The following is a 15,783-nucleotide window of genomic DNA, read 5'->3' on the forward strand; positions in this document are numbered from 1 at the left end:
GGGGCCACCCCGCTGACACATGTGGAGGCCAGCACAGGCCAGTCAGCGGGCGCGCCAGTAGCCCGTCGCGTAGACCCGCCTGCGGTCGAAGCCGCGATCGTCGAGCAGGTGCTTGCGCAGGTCCCGCACGCACGCCGACTCACCCGAGAGCCACGCCTGCCCGTCGCCTGCCGGAAGCGCGGCTGCGGTCACGGCCTCGCTGAGCGGGACGCCCGGCTCGCGCTCTCCCCGGTGCACCCACCGGATGTCGGCGGTGCCGGGCAGCTCCTGCTCCTCGCCCGCATCGGCGACCTCGAGGAACGCGAGTCCGGGCACGCCGGCAGGCAGCGCGTCGAGCACCGTGGCGACCGCGGGGAGTGCCGTCTCGTCGCCGATCACGACGTGGAAGGCCGCGGCCGGGTCGGGCTCGTACCGGCCGCCGGGCTCGGAGACCCCCACCCACGACCCCGGCTGTGCGTCCCGGGCCCACGCCGCGGCCGGGCCGTGGCCCTCGTGCAGCACGAAGTCGACGTCCAGCTCACCCGATCCCGGGTCGAAGCGCCGCACCGTGTAGGTGCGGATCGTCGGCCGGGGCTCGCCCGCGGGCCACAGCGGGCCGCCGGACGTGGCGCGGGGCACGGCCGGGCGCTCCTGGCCGGGCACGGGGAAGAACATCTTGATCCGGCGGTCGGGGCCTTCGCCGCCGAAGCCGGCCAGCTCGTCGCCGCCGAGTGTCACCCGCACCATCCGCGGGGTGACCCGGATGCTGCGGCGCACCTGCAGGAGCCGGGGGGCCGTCGTACTCATCCCGACGATTGTGCCGCGCACGCGAGACCCGCCCAGACCAGGTCCATCAGGTATTCGGTGGCCTGCTCAGCGGACACCGTACGGTCCCGGCTCCGCCAGTGCGCCAGCCGCTCGCACGCCCCGACGATCACCTGCGCCCAGCCCTGCAGTTGCTGCGGCTTGGCGTGGGGTGCCTGCCCGGCGAGCAGCGCGGCGATGAAGTCGGTCTGCTGGGCACGGATGCCTTCGAGCGCCTCGCCCGCCACACTGGACTCGGAGTACAGGAGCGTCCACGCGGGGGCGTTGCGTTCCAGGTAGTCGAAGAACGCGCGGGTGCTGCGGCGCAGCATCTCCTCGGGGGCGCCTGCGGACGCGGCGGCCTCGGAGGTGACGGCCAGGAGTTCGGCGCGCGCCCGGGTGATGCAGGCGAGCAGGAGCCCATCCTTGGATCCGAAATGCGTGTAGAGCACGGGCTTCGTGACGCCGACGCGTTCGGCGACCTGGTCCATGGAGGCCGCCTGGTAGCCGCGTTCGCCGAACACCGCGAGGGCGGCGTCGAGGATCTGCTGTTCGCGCTCCGCCCGGCCCACCCGTCTGCGCGGAGTCCTGGTCTCCACGGCGCGACCCTACCGGAGGTAGCTTACCCGTGGTAACTTACTGGCGGTAACACCTGCGGGAGGAGACGCGTGACCGAGCAGAACCCTGGGCAGAACCCTGGGCAGACCGTGGACGTCGCCATCGTGGGCAGCGGGTTCGCCGGGCTCGGCGCGGCTATACGGCTCGCCCAGGCCGGGCGCAACGACTTCGTGGTGCTCGAGAAGGGCGCCTCGCTCGGCGGCACCTGGCGCGACAACACCTACCCCGGCTGCGCCTGCGACGTGCAGTCGCACCTCTACTCGTTCTCCTTCGCGCCCAACCCGAACTGGAGGCGCAAGTTCGCCACGCAGCCCGAGATCCGTGCCTACCTCGAGGACGTCGCCGACCGCTACGGGCTGCGCGCCCGCATCCGGTACGGCGCCGAGGTCGCCTCCGCGGAGTGGGTGGGCAAGGGCTGGACGCTCCGGCTCGCCGACGGCTCCACCGTCAGCGCCCGAGTGGTCGTGTGGGGCACCGGCGCGCTGCACGAGCCGTCCATGCCCGAGATCGCCGGCATCGACGAGTTCGAGGGCGAGGTCTTCCACTCCGCGCAGTGGAACCACGACCACGACCTGCGCGGGAGGCGCGTCGCCGTGGTCGGGACGGGCGCGAGCGCGATCCAGTTCGTCCCCGCGATCCAGCCGGACGTCGAGCACCTCACGCTCTTCCAGCGCACCGCGCCATGGGTGCTCCCCAAGCCCGACCGGGAGGTGCCGCCGCTGATGCGGCGGCTCTACCGGGCCTTCCCGGTGGCGCAGAAGCTGCAGCGCTCGGTCATCTACGCCCGCAACGAGAGCCTGGTGAGCGGGTTCCTCAAGCCGAAGCGGATGGAGCTGGTGCAGAAGTTCGGACGCGCGTACCTCGACCGCAAGTTCGCCGACCGCCCCGACCTCAAGGCCAAGCTCATCCCGGACTTCACGATCGGCTGCAAGCGGATCCTGCTCTCCAACGACTACTTCCCCGCACTCAAGCAGCCGAACGTCGAGCTCGTCACGGAGAAGATCGTGCGGGTCACCCCGAACGCCGTGGTCACGGCCGACGGTGTGGAGCACGAGGTCGACACGATCATCTTCGGCACCGGCTTCAAGGTGGCCGAGGGCCTCGGCCGCTCGGTGCCGATCGTCGGCCGTGACGGCCTCGCCCTCACCGAGGTATGGCGGGGCGGCGTCGAGGGCTTCCTCGGCACGACGATCGCCGGGTTCCCCAACCTGTTCGTGCTCACCGGGCCCAACACCGGCCTCGGCCACAGCTCGATGATCTTCATGATCGAGTCGCAGCTCAACTACGTGCTCGACGGCCTGCGCCTGCTGGACGAGAAGCGCGCGGTGGCCCTCGACACCCGCCGCGACCGGCAGGACGCCTACAACAGGCAGATCCAGCGGCGGCTCGACGGGTCGGTCTGGCTGAAGGGTGGCTGCGCGAGCTGGTACCTCGACGCCGATGGCCGCAACCGCACCTTGTGGCCCGACTACACGTTCCGGTTCCGCCGCCGCACCCGCCGGGTCCGGGCAGGAGACCACGAGCTGCTCGCCTAGCCTCCGTCACCACGGCTGCCGCGGCGCGGGCACGGGTGCCTGAATCAACCCGCTCAGCCCGAGCACGAGGCACAGCGACCAGCTGAAGACGATCCTCAGCGCGTTCGGCCCGGCAGGTGAGGGCGGCGTCGGCGTCAGGGGTGGCCTGGCGATCCCCGCTGGAGGCGGGCCGGGGAAGGGTGGGTTGTAGTACGGCAGCGGGGGCCGGGGCGCGGGCGGCTGCTGGTGGGTGGGCATCTGGGGGTGCACGGCGCCTCCTGGGTCTCACGCTCCCCGCGGAGCGGCACCAGGGACGACCACCGTCGGGCCCCCACGGTTGGGGCCTACGGTCGGGGAGTGCGAGTTGTGGTGGTCGGAGCGGGGATGGCCGGGGTGGCGTGCGCCGTGCAGCTCGCGGCCGCGGGGGTGGACGTCCGGGTGCTCGAGCGGTCCGACGGGCCCGGCGGGCGGATGGCCGGCCCGCAGCTCGGAGGCCGGGCCGTCGACATCGGGGCGGCGTACTTCACCGCCCGCGACCCCGAGTTCAGCGAGGTCGTGAAGCGGTGGCTCACCGCGGGGCTCGTGCGGCCGTGGACCTCCGCGCCCGCCGTGCTCGAGGCCGGACGCCGCGGCAGCTCGCCCGGGCCCGTGCGGTACGCGGCGCCGGGCGGGTTGGGCAGCCTCGTCGCCGACCTGGCCACCGGGCTCACCGTCGAACCGGGACACGAGATGCGGCACGTCGGGCCCGGCCCTTCGGTGGCCGGCGAGCCCGCCGATGCCGTGGTGCTCGCGATGCCCGACCCGGAGGCGGAGCGGCTGCTCGACCCGGACAGCAGCGCCGCGGCCGAGGTGGCGGGCCGGGAGTGGCGGCCGGTGATCGCGGTCGCGGCGGGATGGTCGCAGCGGGAGTGGGCGGCGTTCCCGTTCGCCTTCGTCAACGACCACCCCGTGCTCACACTCGTCGCCGATGACGGCGACCGCCGCGGTGACGGTGCACCCGTCCTGGTCGCCCACACCACTGCCGACATCGCGCACGCCCACGCCACGGACCCCGCAGGCGCCGTTGCGCCCGTTCTGGACGCGCTGCGCGACCTGCTCCGCGTCACGTCCGCTCCGGTCTGGACCACGGCGCACCACTGGCCGTACGCGTCCCCGGCGGCGCCGCGCGACCGGCCGTTCCACCTGGGCGCGGACGGGATCGGGCTGGCGGGCGACGGCTGGGGCAGCCCCCGGATCGAGACGGCCTGGCGCTCCGGCACCTTGCTGGGACGTGCGCTGATCGACACCCGATCGGGCCCTCCGACGCATTAACGTCCGGGGCATGACCGCCGATGCGCTCGTCGACGAGGTCCTCGCCGCCCTGCCGCCCGACCGCGTACTGCTCGATCCGGACGTCGTCGCCACATTCCTGCACGACGAGGCCGAGTGGGCACCGCACGGGCGGGCGGCCGCGGTCGTCCGGCCGCGCAGCACCGCGGAAGTGGCGGCCGTCGTGCGGGCCTGCGCGCGGCACGGGCGCCCGCTGGTACCCCGCGGCGCGGGCACCGGCCTGTCCGGCGGGGCCAACGCCGTGGACGGGTGTGTGGTGCTCTCCACCGAGCGGATGCGCGAGATCGTCGAGATCAACAGCGACGAGCGGCTCGCCGTCGTGCAGCCGGGTGTCGTCAACGACGACCTGCGGGCGGCCGTCGCCGTGCACGGGCTCTGGTACCCGCCCGACCCGGCGAGCTCCCCGTGGTCGACGATCGGCGGCAACGTCGCCACCAACGCGGGGGGCCTCTGCTGCGTGAAGTACGGCGTCACCCGTGACTACGTGCTCGCCCTGGAGGTCGTCACGGCCGCGGGTGAGGTGGTGCGGGTCGGGCGGCGTACCGCGAAGGGTGTGGCGGGATACGACCTCGCCGGCCTGATGGTCGGTTCCGAGGGCACCCTCGGCGTGATCACGGAGGTCACCGTGCGGCTGCGGCCGCTGCGCACGGGCACCCCGCGCACGGTCGTCGGGTTCTTCGACACGCTGGCCGCGGCGGGCGACGCCGTCGCACGCGTCACCGCCCGCGGGCTCCAGCCCTCGGCCTTCGAGCTGATCGACAAGGTCTGCCTGCAGGCGGTCAACACGTGGAAGCACGCCGGGCTCCCGGAGAACGCCGCTGCGCTGCTGCTCGCCCAGACCGACCTGCCGGAGCCCGCAGCGGGGCAGGAGGCGGCCGCGATCCACGCCGAGTTCGCGGCAGGCGCGCGGGACGCGATGGCGTCCACCGACGCGACAGAGGCCGAGGCGCTCTTCGACGCGCGGCGGCTCGCCTATCCGGCGCTGGAGCAGCGGGGCGAGGCGATGCTCACCGAGGACGTCTGCCTCCCGCGTGGGCGGCTCGCGGAGATGCTCGGGCGCGTCGAGGAGATCGCGGCCCGCCACGACGTGCTGATCGCCAACATCGCGCACGCAGGCGACGGCAACCTGCACCCGCTGCTACTCACCCCACACGGCGACGAACCGGCCAAGCTGCGCGCCCAGGCGGCGTTCGAGGAGATCGTGGCCGCGGCGCTAGCCCTCGGCGGCACCGTCACCGGCGAGCACGGCGTCGGCCTGCTCAAGATCCCGGGCATGCGCGCCGAGCTCGGCCCGGAGGTGCTCGCGATGCAGCGCGCGGTCAAGCAGGCGCTCGACCCGCAAGGCATCCTCAACCCCGGCAAGGTGGTCGGATGACCACCGAGGCCCCGACCGCCGACGACCCGATGGAGGCCACGTCCGTGACGCCCCTGCTGCCTGCGCTGCTCGACCCGCCGGACCGGACCGCGCTCCGGTTCCGCGCCGCGGACGGGGGCGACGACGAGCTGAGTTACGCCCGGCTCGCCTCGGCAGCGGGCGCGCTCGCCACGAAGATCGCCGGCCGCGAGCGGGTGGCGGTGCTCGCCACACCCACCGCACACACCGCCGTCGGCGTCACCGCGGCGCTCCTGGCGGGTGTCGCGGCGGTCCCGCTCAACCCGAAGCTCGGGGAGCGGGAGCTGGGGCACGTGGTCGGCGACTCGGCGCCCGACGCCGTGCTCGCGGTACCGGGCGCGGTACTGCCGGGACCGCTCGCGGCGCTCCCGCGGGTCGACGTCGACCTGGCCGCCGACGGCACCGTCCCCGCGGACGAGCCGCCGCCCGACGCCACCGCGTTCGTGATCTACACCTCGGGCACCACGGGTCCGCCCAAGGGCGCTGTGCTCTCCCGCTCGGCCGTCATGTCCAACGTGGACGGGCTCGCGGAGGCGTGGGAGTGGACCGCCGACGACCTGCTCGTGCACGCGCTCCCGCTCTTCCACGTGCACGGGCTGATCCTGGGAGTGGTAGGGCCGCTGCGCCGCGGCGGGACGCTGCACCACATCGGCGGGCTCGACGCCCGCGCGCTAGCCGCGTCGGGCGCGACGCTGGTGTTCGGGGTGCCGACGCAGTACCACAGGCTCGCCGACCAGCTGGAGAGCGACGCCGAGTCCGCTGCGGCGATCGGGCGGGCGCGGCTGCTCGTGTCCGGGTCGGCCGCGCTCACCGCCGTCGATCACGCCCGGCTGCACCGGCTCACCGGCCTCGCCGTGCGCGAGCGCTACGGGCTGACCGAGACGCTGATCCTCACCGCCCAGCGGGCGTCGGACGAGCCCGAGCCGGGCACCGTCGGGCGGCCCTTGCGCGGCACCGAGGTGCGGCTCACCCCGCTGCCCGGCGACCAGGGCAGTGACCAGGGCGGGGGGCTTGGAGCGGTGGAGGCGCGCGGGCCCGGCCTCTTCTCCGGCTACCTGAACCGACCTGACGCCACCGCCGCCTCGCGCACCCCCGACGGCTGGTTCGCCACCGGAGACATCGGGCGCTGGTCCGAGAGCGGGGCGCTCGCGCTCGTCGGGCGCAGCGCCACCGACCTCATCAAGTCCGGCGGTTACAAGATCGGGGCGGGCGAGATCGAGAACGCGCTGCTTGAGCACGCCGGGGTCGCGGAGGCCGCGGTCGTCGGGTTGCCGGACGCCGACCTCGGGGAGCGGATCGTCGCGTTCGTCGTGCCGGTGGGTGCGGCGCCGCCGGAACGCGAGCTGGTCGACCACGTCGCCACGCTGCTCGCCCCGCACAAGCGGCCGCGCGAGGTGCGGTTCACCGACGCGCTGCCGCGTAACGACATGGGGAAGGTGCAGAAGTCGCGGCTTCCGCGTGAGTGATCAGGCGGCGCAGCGGGAAAACAGTCAGATGACGCAGGCGACTCCGCGAACCCCGAACCGGACCTTCCGTGGACCCGCCGGAGCGGGCGCCCCCCGGCTCAATTCGCTGCCGGGCGTCGATCGGGCGGAGGTCGCACCACGTGAGGTGCTCGAGATCGAGCGCTACGACACCGACGACCACCGGCTCGCGGCCGCGGGGGTCGTGCTCGTGTTCCACCAGGGCACGCGGGAGGGCGAGCAGGCGCAGTGGCGGCTCGACCTTGCTGAAGGCGAGGGAGGTGAACACCTGCGCGTCCCACTCGCGGCCGACGCCGGAAACCCGCCCGCCGTGCCCAGCGAGCTCGTTGCGCTCGTCCGCGGGATCGTGCGGGAGCGGGCCCTGCGGCCCTCGGGCCGGATCCGGCGGGTGCGCATCGAGACGCGGCTGCGCGACGCCGGTGACCGCCTGTTCGCGACCGTGGTGCATGACCACGTCACGGTGGCCACCCTCGGCCGGTCCACGGACGTCGAGTCGTGGACCGACGTGGAACTGCGGGCTGCCGCAGCCGACGACGAGCTGGTGACCGAGCTCGAACAGCGGATCACGGAGAGCGGCCTGCAGAAGGCGGACACGGACGCCGAGGCCGAGCTGGACCGGTTGATGCGCACGGCGTCACCCCCGGCCCGGGAGGCCACACCAGGGAAGCCCGGATCCGCCGGGGCGGCACTCGTCGGCTACATCGCCGAGCACACCGACCGGCTCGCGGCGGAGGACCTTCGCGTCCGCCGCGGCGAGCCCGACGCCGTACACCAGATGCGGGTGGCGTCACGCCGGGTGCGTAGCGCGCTGCAGGCGTTCCGCCGGCTGCTGGACCGGGAGAAGATCGACCCGCTGGTGGACGAGCTGCGTGAGCTGGGCCAGGCGCTCGCGCCCGCCCGGGACGCCGAGGTGCTGCGGGAACGGATCTCCGAGGGCCTGCGCGATCTCGATCCCGAGCTGCGGATGGGGCCCGTCGAGCAGCAGGTGACGCGGTACTTCGCGCGCCGCGAGGCCGAGGCGGGGGCTGCCGTGCTCTCCACACTCGACGGCGACCGGTACGCCCGGCTGCGCACCGCGCTCGACGATCTCGTGCGGAATCCGCCGTTCACGGAGCGGGCCCCACGGCCGGCGCGCAAGGAGCTTCCGCGGCTCGTCGCCCGCACGGCCCGGCGGCTCGAGCTGGCCGTCAAGACCGCGCTGGACCCCGCGCGGCCGGCGGAGGAGCGTGACGAGGCCGTGCACGCCGCTCGCAAGGCCGGCAAGCGGCTGCGCTACGCCACCGAGGTCGCGGAGCCGGCCGTCGGCAAGGACGCCAAGCGGTTCGCGAAGACGCTCAAGGGCTTCCAGACGGCGCTGGGGGAGCACCAGGACACGGTCGTCGCCCGCGACGCACTCCGTGAACTGGGCGCGCTCGCACACTCCGGCGGCGTGAACGGGTTCAGCTTCGGGGTGCTGCACGGGAAGGACGCCGAGCGCGCGGCCCGGATCGAGGAGGACCTTCCCCGGCTGTGGAAGAAGGCGTGGACCCGCCGCAACCGCCGCTGGCTCAGCTGAGGGAGGTCCAAGGGGCGTGCGACGATCGCCCCATGAGTGAGCGCGACGCTGTCGCGGACTTGCGCCGCATCGCCTTCCTGCTGGAACGGGCGCACGAGTCGACCTACCGCGTGCGGGCCTTCCGCACGGCGGCCGCCGTGCTGCGCACGCGCGACCCCGACGAGATCGCCCACCTGGTGCGCTCCGGCGAGCTGGTGCGGCTCAAGGGTGTCGGCGAGGTGACGGCCCGCTGCGTCGCCGAGTCGGTGGCCGGCGAGGAGCCGGTCTACCTGCGGCGGCTGGAGGCCACCGAGAGCACCCCGCTGGACGACGCCGCCGACGCGTTGCTGACCGCGATCCGCGGCGACTGCCACAGCCACACCGACGCCTCCGACGGTGGCTCCCCGCTGCGGGAGATGGTGGAGACGGCGCAGTTCCTCGGCCACGACTACCTCGTGATCACCGACCACTCCCCGCGGCTCACCGTGGCCAACGGGCTCTCCGCCGAGCGGCTGCGGGCGCAGCTCGAACAAGTCGCGGAGCTCAACGCCGAGCTGGGCAGTCACGAGCTGGGCAGTCACCCGGAGGGGAGGGCCTTCCGCGTGCTCACCGGCATCGAGGTCGACATCAACGAGGACGGGTCGCTCGACCAGGACGAGGACCTCCTCGCCGAGCTGGACGTGGTCGTCGCGTCGGTGCACTCGAAGCTGCGGATGCCCCGGGCGGAGATGACCGAGCGGATGCTCACGGCCGTCGCGAACCCGCACGTCGACGTGCTGGGGCACTGCACGGGCCGGATGGTCACCGGCAACCGGAAGCGTCCGGAGTCGCAGTTCGACGCCGACGCAGTCTTCGCGGCCTGCGCGGAGAACGGGGTGGCGGTCGAGGTGAACTCCCGGCCGGAGCGGCTCGACCCGCCAAAGCGGCTCCTGCGGCTCGCCGTGGAGGCCGGGTGCTCGTTCACGATCGACACCGACGCCCACGCCCCCGGCCAGCTCGACTGGCTGCGCAACGGCTGCGAGCGGGCGGCGGCGTGCGGGGTGCCGGCCGAGCGGGTGCTCAACACATGGCAGGTGGACGAGCTGCTGGCCCGCTCGCGCGCGTAGGACGGCGGTCAGCGGGCGCTGCGCACCTTCGCGTCACCGATCAGCGTGATCACCCGGAACCCGGACGACCGGTGTGCCCGGGACCCGGGGGACCGGGGCCAGGTCGATCTTCCGGTCGCCCAGCAGCGAGAAGCCCGTCAGCTCCACCTCGACGCCCTCCGGCGCGATCACCACCGCGTCCCCGATGAGGCCGAAGGCGTTGATCGTGATGTCGTCGTCGCCGCTGATCAGGGCCCCGCGAAGGTCGACTCCACCGAGTGGCCCCGGAGTGGAATGGCGCCGAACTGAGGCCGGTCAGCACTGGCGGGCGAGCAGGTCGCCTGCGGTGGGCGGGTCGGCGCCCCGCCGGGAACAGGTGATCGCGGCCGCGAGCGAGGCCTCGTCGAGCAGCGCGTCGAGGGTGTCGGCGTCGACGGCGCGCAGCGTGGACCGCGCCCCGGCCCCGAGCATCCCGCGGCGGTGCAGCCCGGCGAGCAGGGCGGCCGAGAACGTGTCACCCGCCCCCACCGTGTCGACCACCTGGACCGGCACGCCCGGCCGCCGCGACCGCACGCCGTCCGCGGTGCCGGCGAGGACACCGTCGCCGCCGAGGGTCACGGCAACAACCGCGGGGCCGCGGCCCAGCCAGTCCTCGAGCACCTGCTCGGGGGAGCGGCCGGGGGTGAGCCACTCGAGGTCCTCCGAGCTCACCTTCACGACATCGGCCACGCCGAGCAGCTCGTGCGCACCGGCCAGGACGTCGGCCGGGTCGCCCATCAGCAGCGGGCGGCAGTTCGGGTCGTAGCTGATCGTCGCGGTGTCCACGGCGCGAGCGATCAGGTCCCGCAGCACCGCCGCACCAGGTGGCGTGGTCAGCGCGAGCGAGCCGGAGTGGAGCGCGACCACCGGGCCGTCGAGAGCCCCGGCCAGCTCGTCGGGCGTCCACTGCCAGTCGGCCGTGCCCGCGATGCGGAAGTCGTAGGTGGGCCCGCCGTCGGGGCCGACCGCGACCATCGCCATCGACGACTGCTCGCTCGCGGCCAACGCGTGGTCCATCTCCACGCCGTTGCCCGCGAGGTGGTCACGGATCCGGCGGCCGAGCATGTCGTCGGCGATGCGGGCCAGCAACCGGGCGCGGACGCCGAGGCGGGCGAGCGCGACGGCCACATTGGCCGGGCTGCCGCCGGGCGCGATCTCGAAGTAGCCGCCGACGGGCGCGGGCACGAGGTCGGCGAGCGCCTCCCCGGCGACGGCGACGATGCCGTGGGGCGCGGACGGGTCGATGACTGCCTCCTCGCTGTAGCTGATCGTCGGGTTCCGCATGCTCGCACACACCGCCGAAACGCACGCCTTGCTGTGGTGGTTGTTCCAGCTTCCGCATCTCGGCCCGCGCGCCACAGCGGCGATCGAAGATCCTGCCTCGGACGTCTACGTCTCGGCGCTGACGGCCGGCGAGATCGAGATCAAACGGGCGGTGGGCAAGATGGACGGCCCCGACGACCTGAACGTGCAGGTCGAGCTCAACGACTTCATCGAGCTGCCCTTCACGATCCGGCACGGCGTGGCTCTCCGGGAAATGCCGATGCACCACAGGGATCCGCTCGACCGGATGCTCGTCGCCCAGGCCCGCGCCGAGGGGCTCACCCTCGTCACCGCGGACCGGGCGATGAAGGCCTACGACGTGCCGATCCTCCCGGCGACCAGCTGACGAGCGCCCCTCAGTCCCGCACGGCGCCGACGAGGTTCGACAGGAGCCCGTCGTGGATGCGCTGCAGGCCCTTCGGCGCGAAGGTCCGCTCGAAGAACCCGCCGATCCCGCCCGCGCCGTCCCACGTCGTCTCGACCGCCACGACGCTGCGGTCGTCGCCCTTCGGGGTGACGGTCCAGGTCGTGACCATGCTGGAGTTGGTGTCTCGCTCGACGATGCGGTCCTCGGCCGGGACGCTCACCTCGACGAGCTGGTCGCGTACCCGATTCTTTGTGGCCTGCAGCTTCCAGTGCACGCGGCTACCGGTGCCGTGGCCGCCCGCCTCGACCCGGTAGTCGCTGTAGTGGTCGGTGAGGATCGCCGGCCGCACGGACTCGTAGTCGGCGAGCGCGGCCCGCACCCGGTCCGCCGGTGCGTCGATCGTGCGCTGCGTGCGTGAGGTCACCTGTGCCATGCGCTCATCCTGCCGCGCGCGTCGACCCGGGCCGGCATCACCTGGCCTTCCCGCCCACCGGGGTGACGGCGAACCACGTGCCCCCGACGCCCTGACCGCCCGTGGCGCCCGGGGTGGTGTCACGGGCGTACCGGTACACCGGCCAGCCGGCGATCGTGAGCTGGCTGGAGCCGTCGGGGCGCTGCACCATGCCGACCGCCGAGCGCTCCACCCCCTGCAGGTCGAGCGCGCCCTCCGGGTCCACGATCACCGGCGGCCAGTTCGCCGCGCACTGGTCGACGCACGTGGACGCGGGTGGCCGGGAGCTGTCCTTGTCGAACCGGTAGAGCGTGAATCCCTGGGCGTCGGCGACGACCGTGCCCAGGTCCGGGGTCCGCCGCGCCACGAGCCGCACCCCGCCCGCGGGCGGTGCGGCCGGGACGGCGGCAACCGGAGCCGCCGGCGCCACCGTCGGGGCGGCGGGCGCAGGCGGGGTCGTCTCACCCGGCAGGGGCGGGGGCCCCAGCACGGGGACCGGGTTGGCGCTGTAGTCGCCACCCTCGTCGTCGGCGCACCCCGCGAGCGCGAGCACGGCTGCGACGGCGGCGACAAGCAGAAGGATGCGGGAGCGGTGCATGCGGTAGTGCCTCCAGGAGCCCAACAGGTCGACTCCTCTGACACGAGCGCCCGTGGGAAACGGTTCAGCCCTCCGCCGTCCAGCCGCGCTGCTCCTGCTCGGCGCCGGTGTGCTGCTTTCCGGCCTCGACCACCCAGTCGGCGCTCACGCGACGGGCCGCGCCGTGCAGGATCTGCGCGCCGTCGACCATCGGGCCGGGGGCGAGCTGCGCCGCCGCATCCCGCATGGCCTGGCCGAGCCCCCGGGCCGTGACGCCGGCCTCTTCGAGCCGGTCGAGCAGGCCGGACATCCGCTGCACGAACATCCGCGCGAGCGAGGACGCCTGCTCCACGACGGCGGCGATCAGGGCCGCGAGGGAGAACCCGGCGGTGACGGGCGCGGCGGCCAGCGCGGCGACGACCCACTGGATCACATTGGCCAGGAACCGTGCGATCGCGTCGCGGATCAGCGCTCTGAGGGTGCCCACCGCCGCACCCGTGCTGACCACGACGTTCGCGAGCTGCTCGGCGTCGCGGGCTGCGGTGTCCATCGCGACCGTGCACCGCCGCACGTCCAGGGCGTACGCGTCGGCGGCGGCGCCGTCCCACCCGGTGGCGACCGTCGCCGCAGCCGCGCGGTAGTCGATCGCCGCGGCGCTCAGCTCGGCCGAGACGCCCTGCCAGGCGCGCGCCTGCTGGAGAACGGCTCCCGGGTCTCCCGCCAGGGCGTCGAGAGGCTCGGAGAGGAACTCGACGTGCTCGATCAGCCAGCCGATGCCCGCCTGCAGGAGCGAGCCGAGCGGGTTGGTCACCAGACCGAGCGAGTCGAGCCCCGCACCCGCCGCCGCGAAGGCGACCTGGGCCGGGTCGACGTGCTTCTGCGCGAGCGCGTCGGCGAGGTCGGCGTAGCTGGAGATGATCCTGGCACCCTCCCAGGTGGAGGGGCTCGCGTCGGCGCTCACCTCAGCTCCCGCAACTGTTTCGCGCAGGCACTGTCGGCGGCGGCATAAGAGTCGTGGGTGCTCCGGATGCCCTCGCCCCGGCGGCGAACGCCCGCGGCCATGTCGGCAACGCCCTGCGATGCCGTGCGGCTCGCCCGCTCGGCCGTGTCGGCGAACACCTGCCCCAGGAGGCCGTACGCGTCGCGCCGCAGCGGCTGCGCGGCGTTCGCGGCGCGGCCCGTGCGCTCGGCGAGGGCCTCGACCTCCGCGACGTGCGCCGCGACCACGTCCCCCGCGACCCAGAAGCCGTCGATCATCGGTCGGCGCTCCCGCGCTCGGTCCCGGTGCCGGGGAGGTGCGACCGCAGCAGGGACATGCCCGTAGTGCCCTCGCCGAGCAGCGGTGCCACCGCCGCTGCGGCGAGCTGGGCCGCCTCCGCACGGGCCCGGCCGGCCGTGCCGAGCACGGCGGCGGCGAGCTGCTCGCGGGTGAGCCGCTCCGCCGCCTCGCCGAGAACCAGCGAGCGCAGCTCCCCTGCGGGGTCGGTGGTGACGGTGACGGCCCCGTCGGGGCTGGTCGCCGTGGCCTCCACCCCAGCCAGCTCGCGCTGCGCCTGCTGCGCGCGCTCGTTGATTTCATCCAGCCGCTCCTCGTAGGAGGCGAGCCACGCGCGTCCGTCCATGGCCAGGGACGGTACGGAGGTCAGGTGCCTCCGCGGGGCCGTTCCGCGGAACTCGAGCGGGAAGGCGGCGAGGTCGTCGTTGCGCGGCCGCCCCGGCGCCGACCGGTAGGCGACCAGCACCACCGAACCCGCAACCCACTCCGCCGCGACCGGCGCACCCGCCAGCCGGGCCGGGACCTTGCCGCGCGCCAGCACCACGTCGGCCTGGAACGGCTGCGGAAGGAGCTGCACGGCCAGAGCGTGTTTCTGCGCGAGGGCGACCGTGTCTTCCACACCTACTCGGCCTATGCGAGGGGCACGGAGCTGGTCGGTGGGATGCACTACTACCTGGACCTCACCGCGCTCGGGCGGCAGGAGGACTGGGAGGAACCGAAGGGGCGCGCGGTGGGCGCCCCCTCGGCGGGCGACCCGCGGATCCGGCTTCGCGCGGATCGCTGATATCTGTTCCGGCGTGGCTCCCTCGTTGTGATCGCTGAAGGTGCCACAAGGAGATCGTCAGTCTCGGTGGCCGGGTGACCCGGCCTGATCTCCCGCCGGAGGTGGCGATGCGAGCGATCGATGAGCAAGTCGTGGGGTGGACCGCGCGGAGCGAGGAGGTGCCGCTGCGGCAATTGGTGGCGGTGCCAGTGGACGTGGGCAAGTCCTCGGCGATGGTGATGGCGTGCGACTTCACCGGGCGGACGATCATGCCGGCGGTGGAGTTCCCGCTGACCCGAAGCGGGGTCGCGGTGATGCTCGCCGGGCTGCGCACCTGTCTGCCGGCCGATGTGCGGCTGGTGCGGGTCGGGTGGAAGCGGCCGGGCACTACCACCAGCCCATGATCGCGCCGGGGGTGTGGCCCCAGGACTGGCAGGTGGTCGAGCTCAACCCGGCGCATGTGACCGCGCAGCGGCGGGTCAATGGCAGCCGCGGGGTCAAGACCGACCGGATCGACCTGACCGCGATCGCGGATCTGCTGCTGGCCGGGCGTGGGGTGCCGGTCATCGTCGGCGACGCGCCGTTGCTGGAGCTGCAGGCGTGGGTGGCGCATCGGCGGCGCCGGGTCGAGGTGCGCACCGCGACGAAGAACCAGCTGCTCGGCCAGCTCGACCGGGCCTTCCCCGGGTTGGGCGGGACGCTGGCCGACGTGCTGGGCAGCAAGGTCGGTCGGCTGGTCGCCGCCCACTTCCCGGACCCGGCGCGGCTGGCCCGGCTGGGCGCCGAGCGGTTCCGCGACTACGCCGCCCGCCGCGATGTGCGGGTCAGCCGGCCGATGGCCGAACGACTGGTGGCCGCTGCCCGCGACGCGCTGGCCACCCCGGGCGGTGCGGTGGCTCGTGAGGTGCTCGCCGCCGACCTCGCCCTGCTCGATGATCTCGACGACCAGATCGGGGTGGCCGCGAGCCGCATCGGCGCGCTGCTGCCCGCCACCGACTACCAGGTCCTGACCACCACCCCGGGCTGGAGCGTCATCCGGGCCGCGAGCTACGCCGCCGCGCTCGGCCCCCGCAGCCGCTGGCCCTCGGCCGCCAAGATCTACCGGGCGGCCGGGTTGACCCCGATCCAGTACGAGTCCGCCGGTCGCCGCCGCGACGGCGGGATCAGCCGCGAAGGCTCGGTCCATCTGCGCCGCGCCCTGATCGAGCTGGGCATCGGGCTGTGGCAGCGTGACCCCGCCTCCCGCG

20 protein-coding genes are annotated in these 15,783 nt (G+C 74.0%); 10 read left to right on the forward strand and 10 right to left on the reverse strand.

Annotated features, from left to right (window positions below; genetic code table 11):
• Positions 1–42: 42 nt before the first annotated feature.
• A complete protein-coding gene (locus tag ABD143_RS35240) occupies positions 43–786 on the reverse strand; it encodes a siderophore-interacting protein (protein ID WP_343987104.1) in 744 nt (247 codons plus the stop codon).
• A complete protein-coding gene (locus tag ABD143_RS35245) occupies positions 783–1,382 on the reverse strand; it encodes a TetR/AcrR family transcriptional regulator (protein ID WP_343987107.1) in 600 nt (199 codons plus the stop codon). The genes ABD143_RS35240 and ABD143_RS35245 overlap by 4 nt, the downstream gene beginning before the upstream one ends.
• A gap of 69 nt (positions 1,383–1,451) precedes the next feature.
• On the opposite strand from ABD143_RS35245, the gene ABD143_RS35250 reads away from it, so the two are divergent.
• On the forward strand, positions 1,452–2,936 hold the full coding sequence (locus tag ABD143_RS35250) for a flavin-containing monooxygenase (RefSeq protein ID WP_343987110.1): 1,485 nt from the start codon (positions 1,452–1,454) through the stop codon (positions 2,934–2,936).
• 6 nt (positions 2,937–2,942) lie between these two features.
• On the opposite strand, the gene ABD143_RS35255 is transcribed toward ABD143_RS35250, so the two are convergent.
• Positions 2,943–3,185 (reverse strand): hypothetical protein, encoded by a 243-nt coding sequence (locus ABD143_RS35255; protein WP_343987114.1) that lies wholly within the window; start codon positions 3,183–3,185, stop codon positions 2,943–2,945.
• A gap of 87 nt (positions 3,186–3,272) precedes the next feature.
• Here ABD143_RS35255 and ABD143_RS35260 point away from each other — a divergent pair, with 87 nt between their 5' ends.
• The 5 genes from ABD143_RS35260 (at position 3,273) to ABD143_RS35280 (ending at position 9,761) form a co-directional block, all read left to right on the forward strand.
• Positions 3,273–4,226: an NAD(P)/FAD-dependent oxidoreductase gene (locus ABD143_RS35260; protein WP_343987116.1), complete on the forward strand. Its 954-nt coding sequence runs from the start codon at positions 3,273–3,275 to the stop codon at positions 4,224–4,226.
• 10 nt (positions 4,227–4,236) lie between these two features.
• Positions 4,237–5,619: an FAD-binding oxidoreductase gene (locus ABD143_RS35265; protein WP_343987119.1), complete on the forward strand. Its 1,383-nt coding sequence runs from the start codon at positions 4,237–4,239 to the stop codon at positions 5,617–5,619.
• A complete protein-coding gene (locus ABD143_RS35270; protein WP_343987122.1) occupies positions 5,616–7,103 on the forward strand; it encodes an AMP-binding protein in 1,488 nt (495 codons plus the stop codon). Before ABD143_RS35265 ends, ABD143_RS35270 begins: the two co-directional genes overlap by 4 nt.
• A 145-nt stretch (positions 7,104–7,248) precedes the next feature.
• A complete protein-coding gene (locus ABD143_RS35275; RefSeq protein ID WP_343987125.1) occupies positions 7,249–8,676 on the forward strand; it encodes a CYTH and CHAD domain-containing protein in 1,428 nt (475 codons plus the stop codon).
• Positions 8,677–8,708: 32 nt separating this feature from the next.
• A complete protein-coding gene (locus ABD143_RS35280) occupies positions 8,709–9,761 on the forward strand; it encodes a PHP domain-containing protein (protein WP_343987128.1) in 1,053 nt (350 codons plus the stop codon).
• Between the two features lie 33 nt (positions 9,762–9,794).
• Here the strand turns inward: ABD143_RS35280 and ABD143_RS35285 are convergent, their stop codons facing one another.
• Positions 9,795–9,932: a hypothetical protein gene (locus ABD143_RS35285; protein WP_343987131.1), complete on the reverse strand. Its 138-nt coding sequence runs from the start codon at positions 9,930–9,932 to the stop codon at positions 9,795–9,797.
• Positions 9,933–10,055: 123 nt separating this feature from the next.
• On the reverse strand, positions 10,056–11,063 hold the full coding sequence (locus ABD143_RS35290; RefSeq protein WP_343987133.1) for a carbohydrate kinase family protein: 1,008 nt from the start codon (positions 11,061–11,063) through the stop codon (positions 10,056–10,058).
• On the opposite strand from ABD143_RS35290, the gene ABD143_RS35295 reads away from it, so the two are divergent.
• Positions 11,062–11,448 carry a type II toxin-antitoxin system VapC family toxin gene (locus ABD143_RS35295; protein WP_343987136.1) on the forward strand — a complete coding sequence of 129 codons (387 nt, stop codon included), beginning with the start codon at positions 11,062–11,064 and terminating at the stop codon, positions 11,446–11,448. The two genes, ABD143_RS35290 and ABD143_RS35295, sit on opposite strands and share 2 nt — an antisense overlap.
• 10 nt (positions 11,449–11,458) lie before the next feature.
• Here ABD143_RS35295 and ABD143_RS35300 read toward each other — a convergent pair whose 3' ends face one another.
• From ABD143_RS35300 to ABD143_RS35320, 5 genes are read right to left on the reverse strand one after another with little or no spacing between them, the layout of a single operon-like run.
• Positions 11,459–11,902 carry an SRPBCC family protein gene (locus ABD143_RS35300; protein WP_343987139.1) on the reverse strand — a complete coding sequence of 148 codons (444 nt, stop codon included), beginning with the start codon at positions 11,900–11,902 and terminating at the stop codon, positions 11,459–11,461.
• A gap of 37 nt (positions 11,903–11,939) precedes the next feature.
• A complete protein-coding gene (locus ABD143_RS35305) occupies positions 11,940–12,542 on the reverse strand; it encodes a hypothetical protein (protein ID WP_343987142.1) in 603 nt (200 codons plus the stop codon).
• Positions 12,543–12,582: 40 nt separating this feature from the next.
• Complete coding sequence (locus tag ABD143_RS35310; protein ID WP_343987145.1) at positions 12,583–13,458, reverse strand: WXG100-like domain-containing protein; 876 nt, start codon at positions 13,456–13,458, stop codon at positions 12,583–12,585.
• Complete coding sequence (locus tag ABD143_RS35315; RefSeq protein ID WP_343987148.1) at positions 13,455–13,754, reverse strand: hypothetical protein; 300 nt, start codon at positions 13,752–13,754, stop codon at positions 13,455–13,457. Before ABD143_RS35315 ends, ABD143_RS35310 begins: the two co-directional genes overlap by 4 nt.
• The gene (locus ABD143_RS35320; RefSeq protein WP_343987150.1) at positions 13,751–14,350 is read right to left on the reverse strand and encodes a YbaB/EbfC family nucleoid-associated protein; all 600 of its coding nucleotides are present in this window, start codon (positions 14,348–14,350) and stop codon (positions 13,751–13,753) included. Before ABD143_RS35320 ends, ABD143_RS35315 begins: the two co-directional genes overlap by 4 nt.
• Before the next feature lie 9 nt (positions 14,351–14,359).
• Between ABD143_RS35320 and ABD143_RS35325 the strand changes: the two genes are divergently transcribed.
• From ABD143_RS35325 to ABD143_RS35335, 3 genes are all read left to right on the forward strand, one after another.
• Positions 14,360–14,557: a DUF899 family protein gene (locus ABD143_RS35325; protein WP_343987153.1), complete on the forward strand. Its 198-nt coding sequence runs from the start codon at positions 14,360–14,362 to the stop codon at positions 14,555–14,557.
• A 107-nt stretch (positions 14,558–14,664) separates the two neighbouring features.
• Positions 14,665–14,940: a hypothetical protein gene (locus tag ABD143_RS35330; RefSeq protein WP_343987156.1), complete on the forward strand. Its 276-nt coding sequence runs from the start codon at positions 14,665–14,667 to the stop codon at positions 14,938–14,940.
• A partial coding sequence (locus tag ABD143_RS35335) for an IS110 family transposase (protein ID WP_343987158.1) occupies positions 14,937–15,783 on the forward strand: 847 nt, incomplete at its 3' end. The genes ABD143_RS35330 and ABD143_RS35335, both read left to right, overlap by 4 nt.

The organism is Pseudonocardia aurantiaca, assembly GCF_039526725.1.
Lineage (GTDB): Bacteria > Actinomycetota > Actinomycetes > Mycobacteriales > Pseudonocardiaceae > Pseudonocardia > Pseudonocardia aurantiaca.

Coding starts and splice junctions, on each gene's coding strand:
- ABD143_RS35330 (WP_343987156.1), top strand. CDS start 14,665: ATGCGAGCGATCGATGAGCAAGTCGTGGGGTGGACCGCGCGGAGCGAG.
- ABD143_RS35300 (WP_343987139.1), bottom strand. CDS start 11,902: ATGGCACAGGTGACCTCACGCACGCAGCGCACGATCGACGCACCGGCG.
- ABD143_RS35240 (WP_343987104.1), bottom strand. CDS start 786: ATGAGTACGACGGCCCCCCGGCTCCTGCAGGTGCGCCGCAGCATCCGG.
- ABD143_RS35270 (WP_343987122.1), top strand. CDS start 5,616: ATGACCACCGAGGCCCCGACCGCCGACGACCCGATGGAGGCCACGTCC.
- ABD143_RS35295 (WP_343987136.1), top strand. CDS start 11,062: ATGCTCGCACACACCGCCGAAACGCACGCCTTGCTGTGGTGGTTGTTC.
- ABD143_RS35315 (WP_343987148.1), bottom strand. CDS start 13,754: ATGATCGACGGCTTCTGGGTCGCGGGGGACGTGGTCGCGGCGCACGTC.
- ABD143_RS35265 (WP_343987119.1), top strand. CDS start 4,237: ATGACCGCCGATGCGCTCGTCGACGAGGTCCTCGCCGCCCTGCCGCCC.
- ABD143_RS35290 (WP_343987133.1), bottom strand. CDS start 11,063: ATGCGGAACCCGACGATCAGCTACAGCGAGGAGGCAGTCATCGACCCG.
- ABD143_RS35280 (WP_343987128.1), top strand. CDS start 8,709: ATGAGTGAGCGCGACGCTGTCGCGGACTTGCGCCGCATCGCCTTCCTG.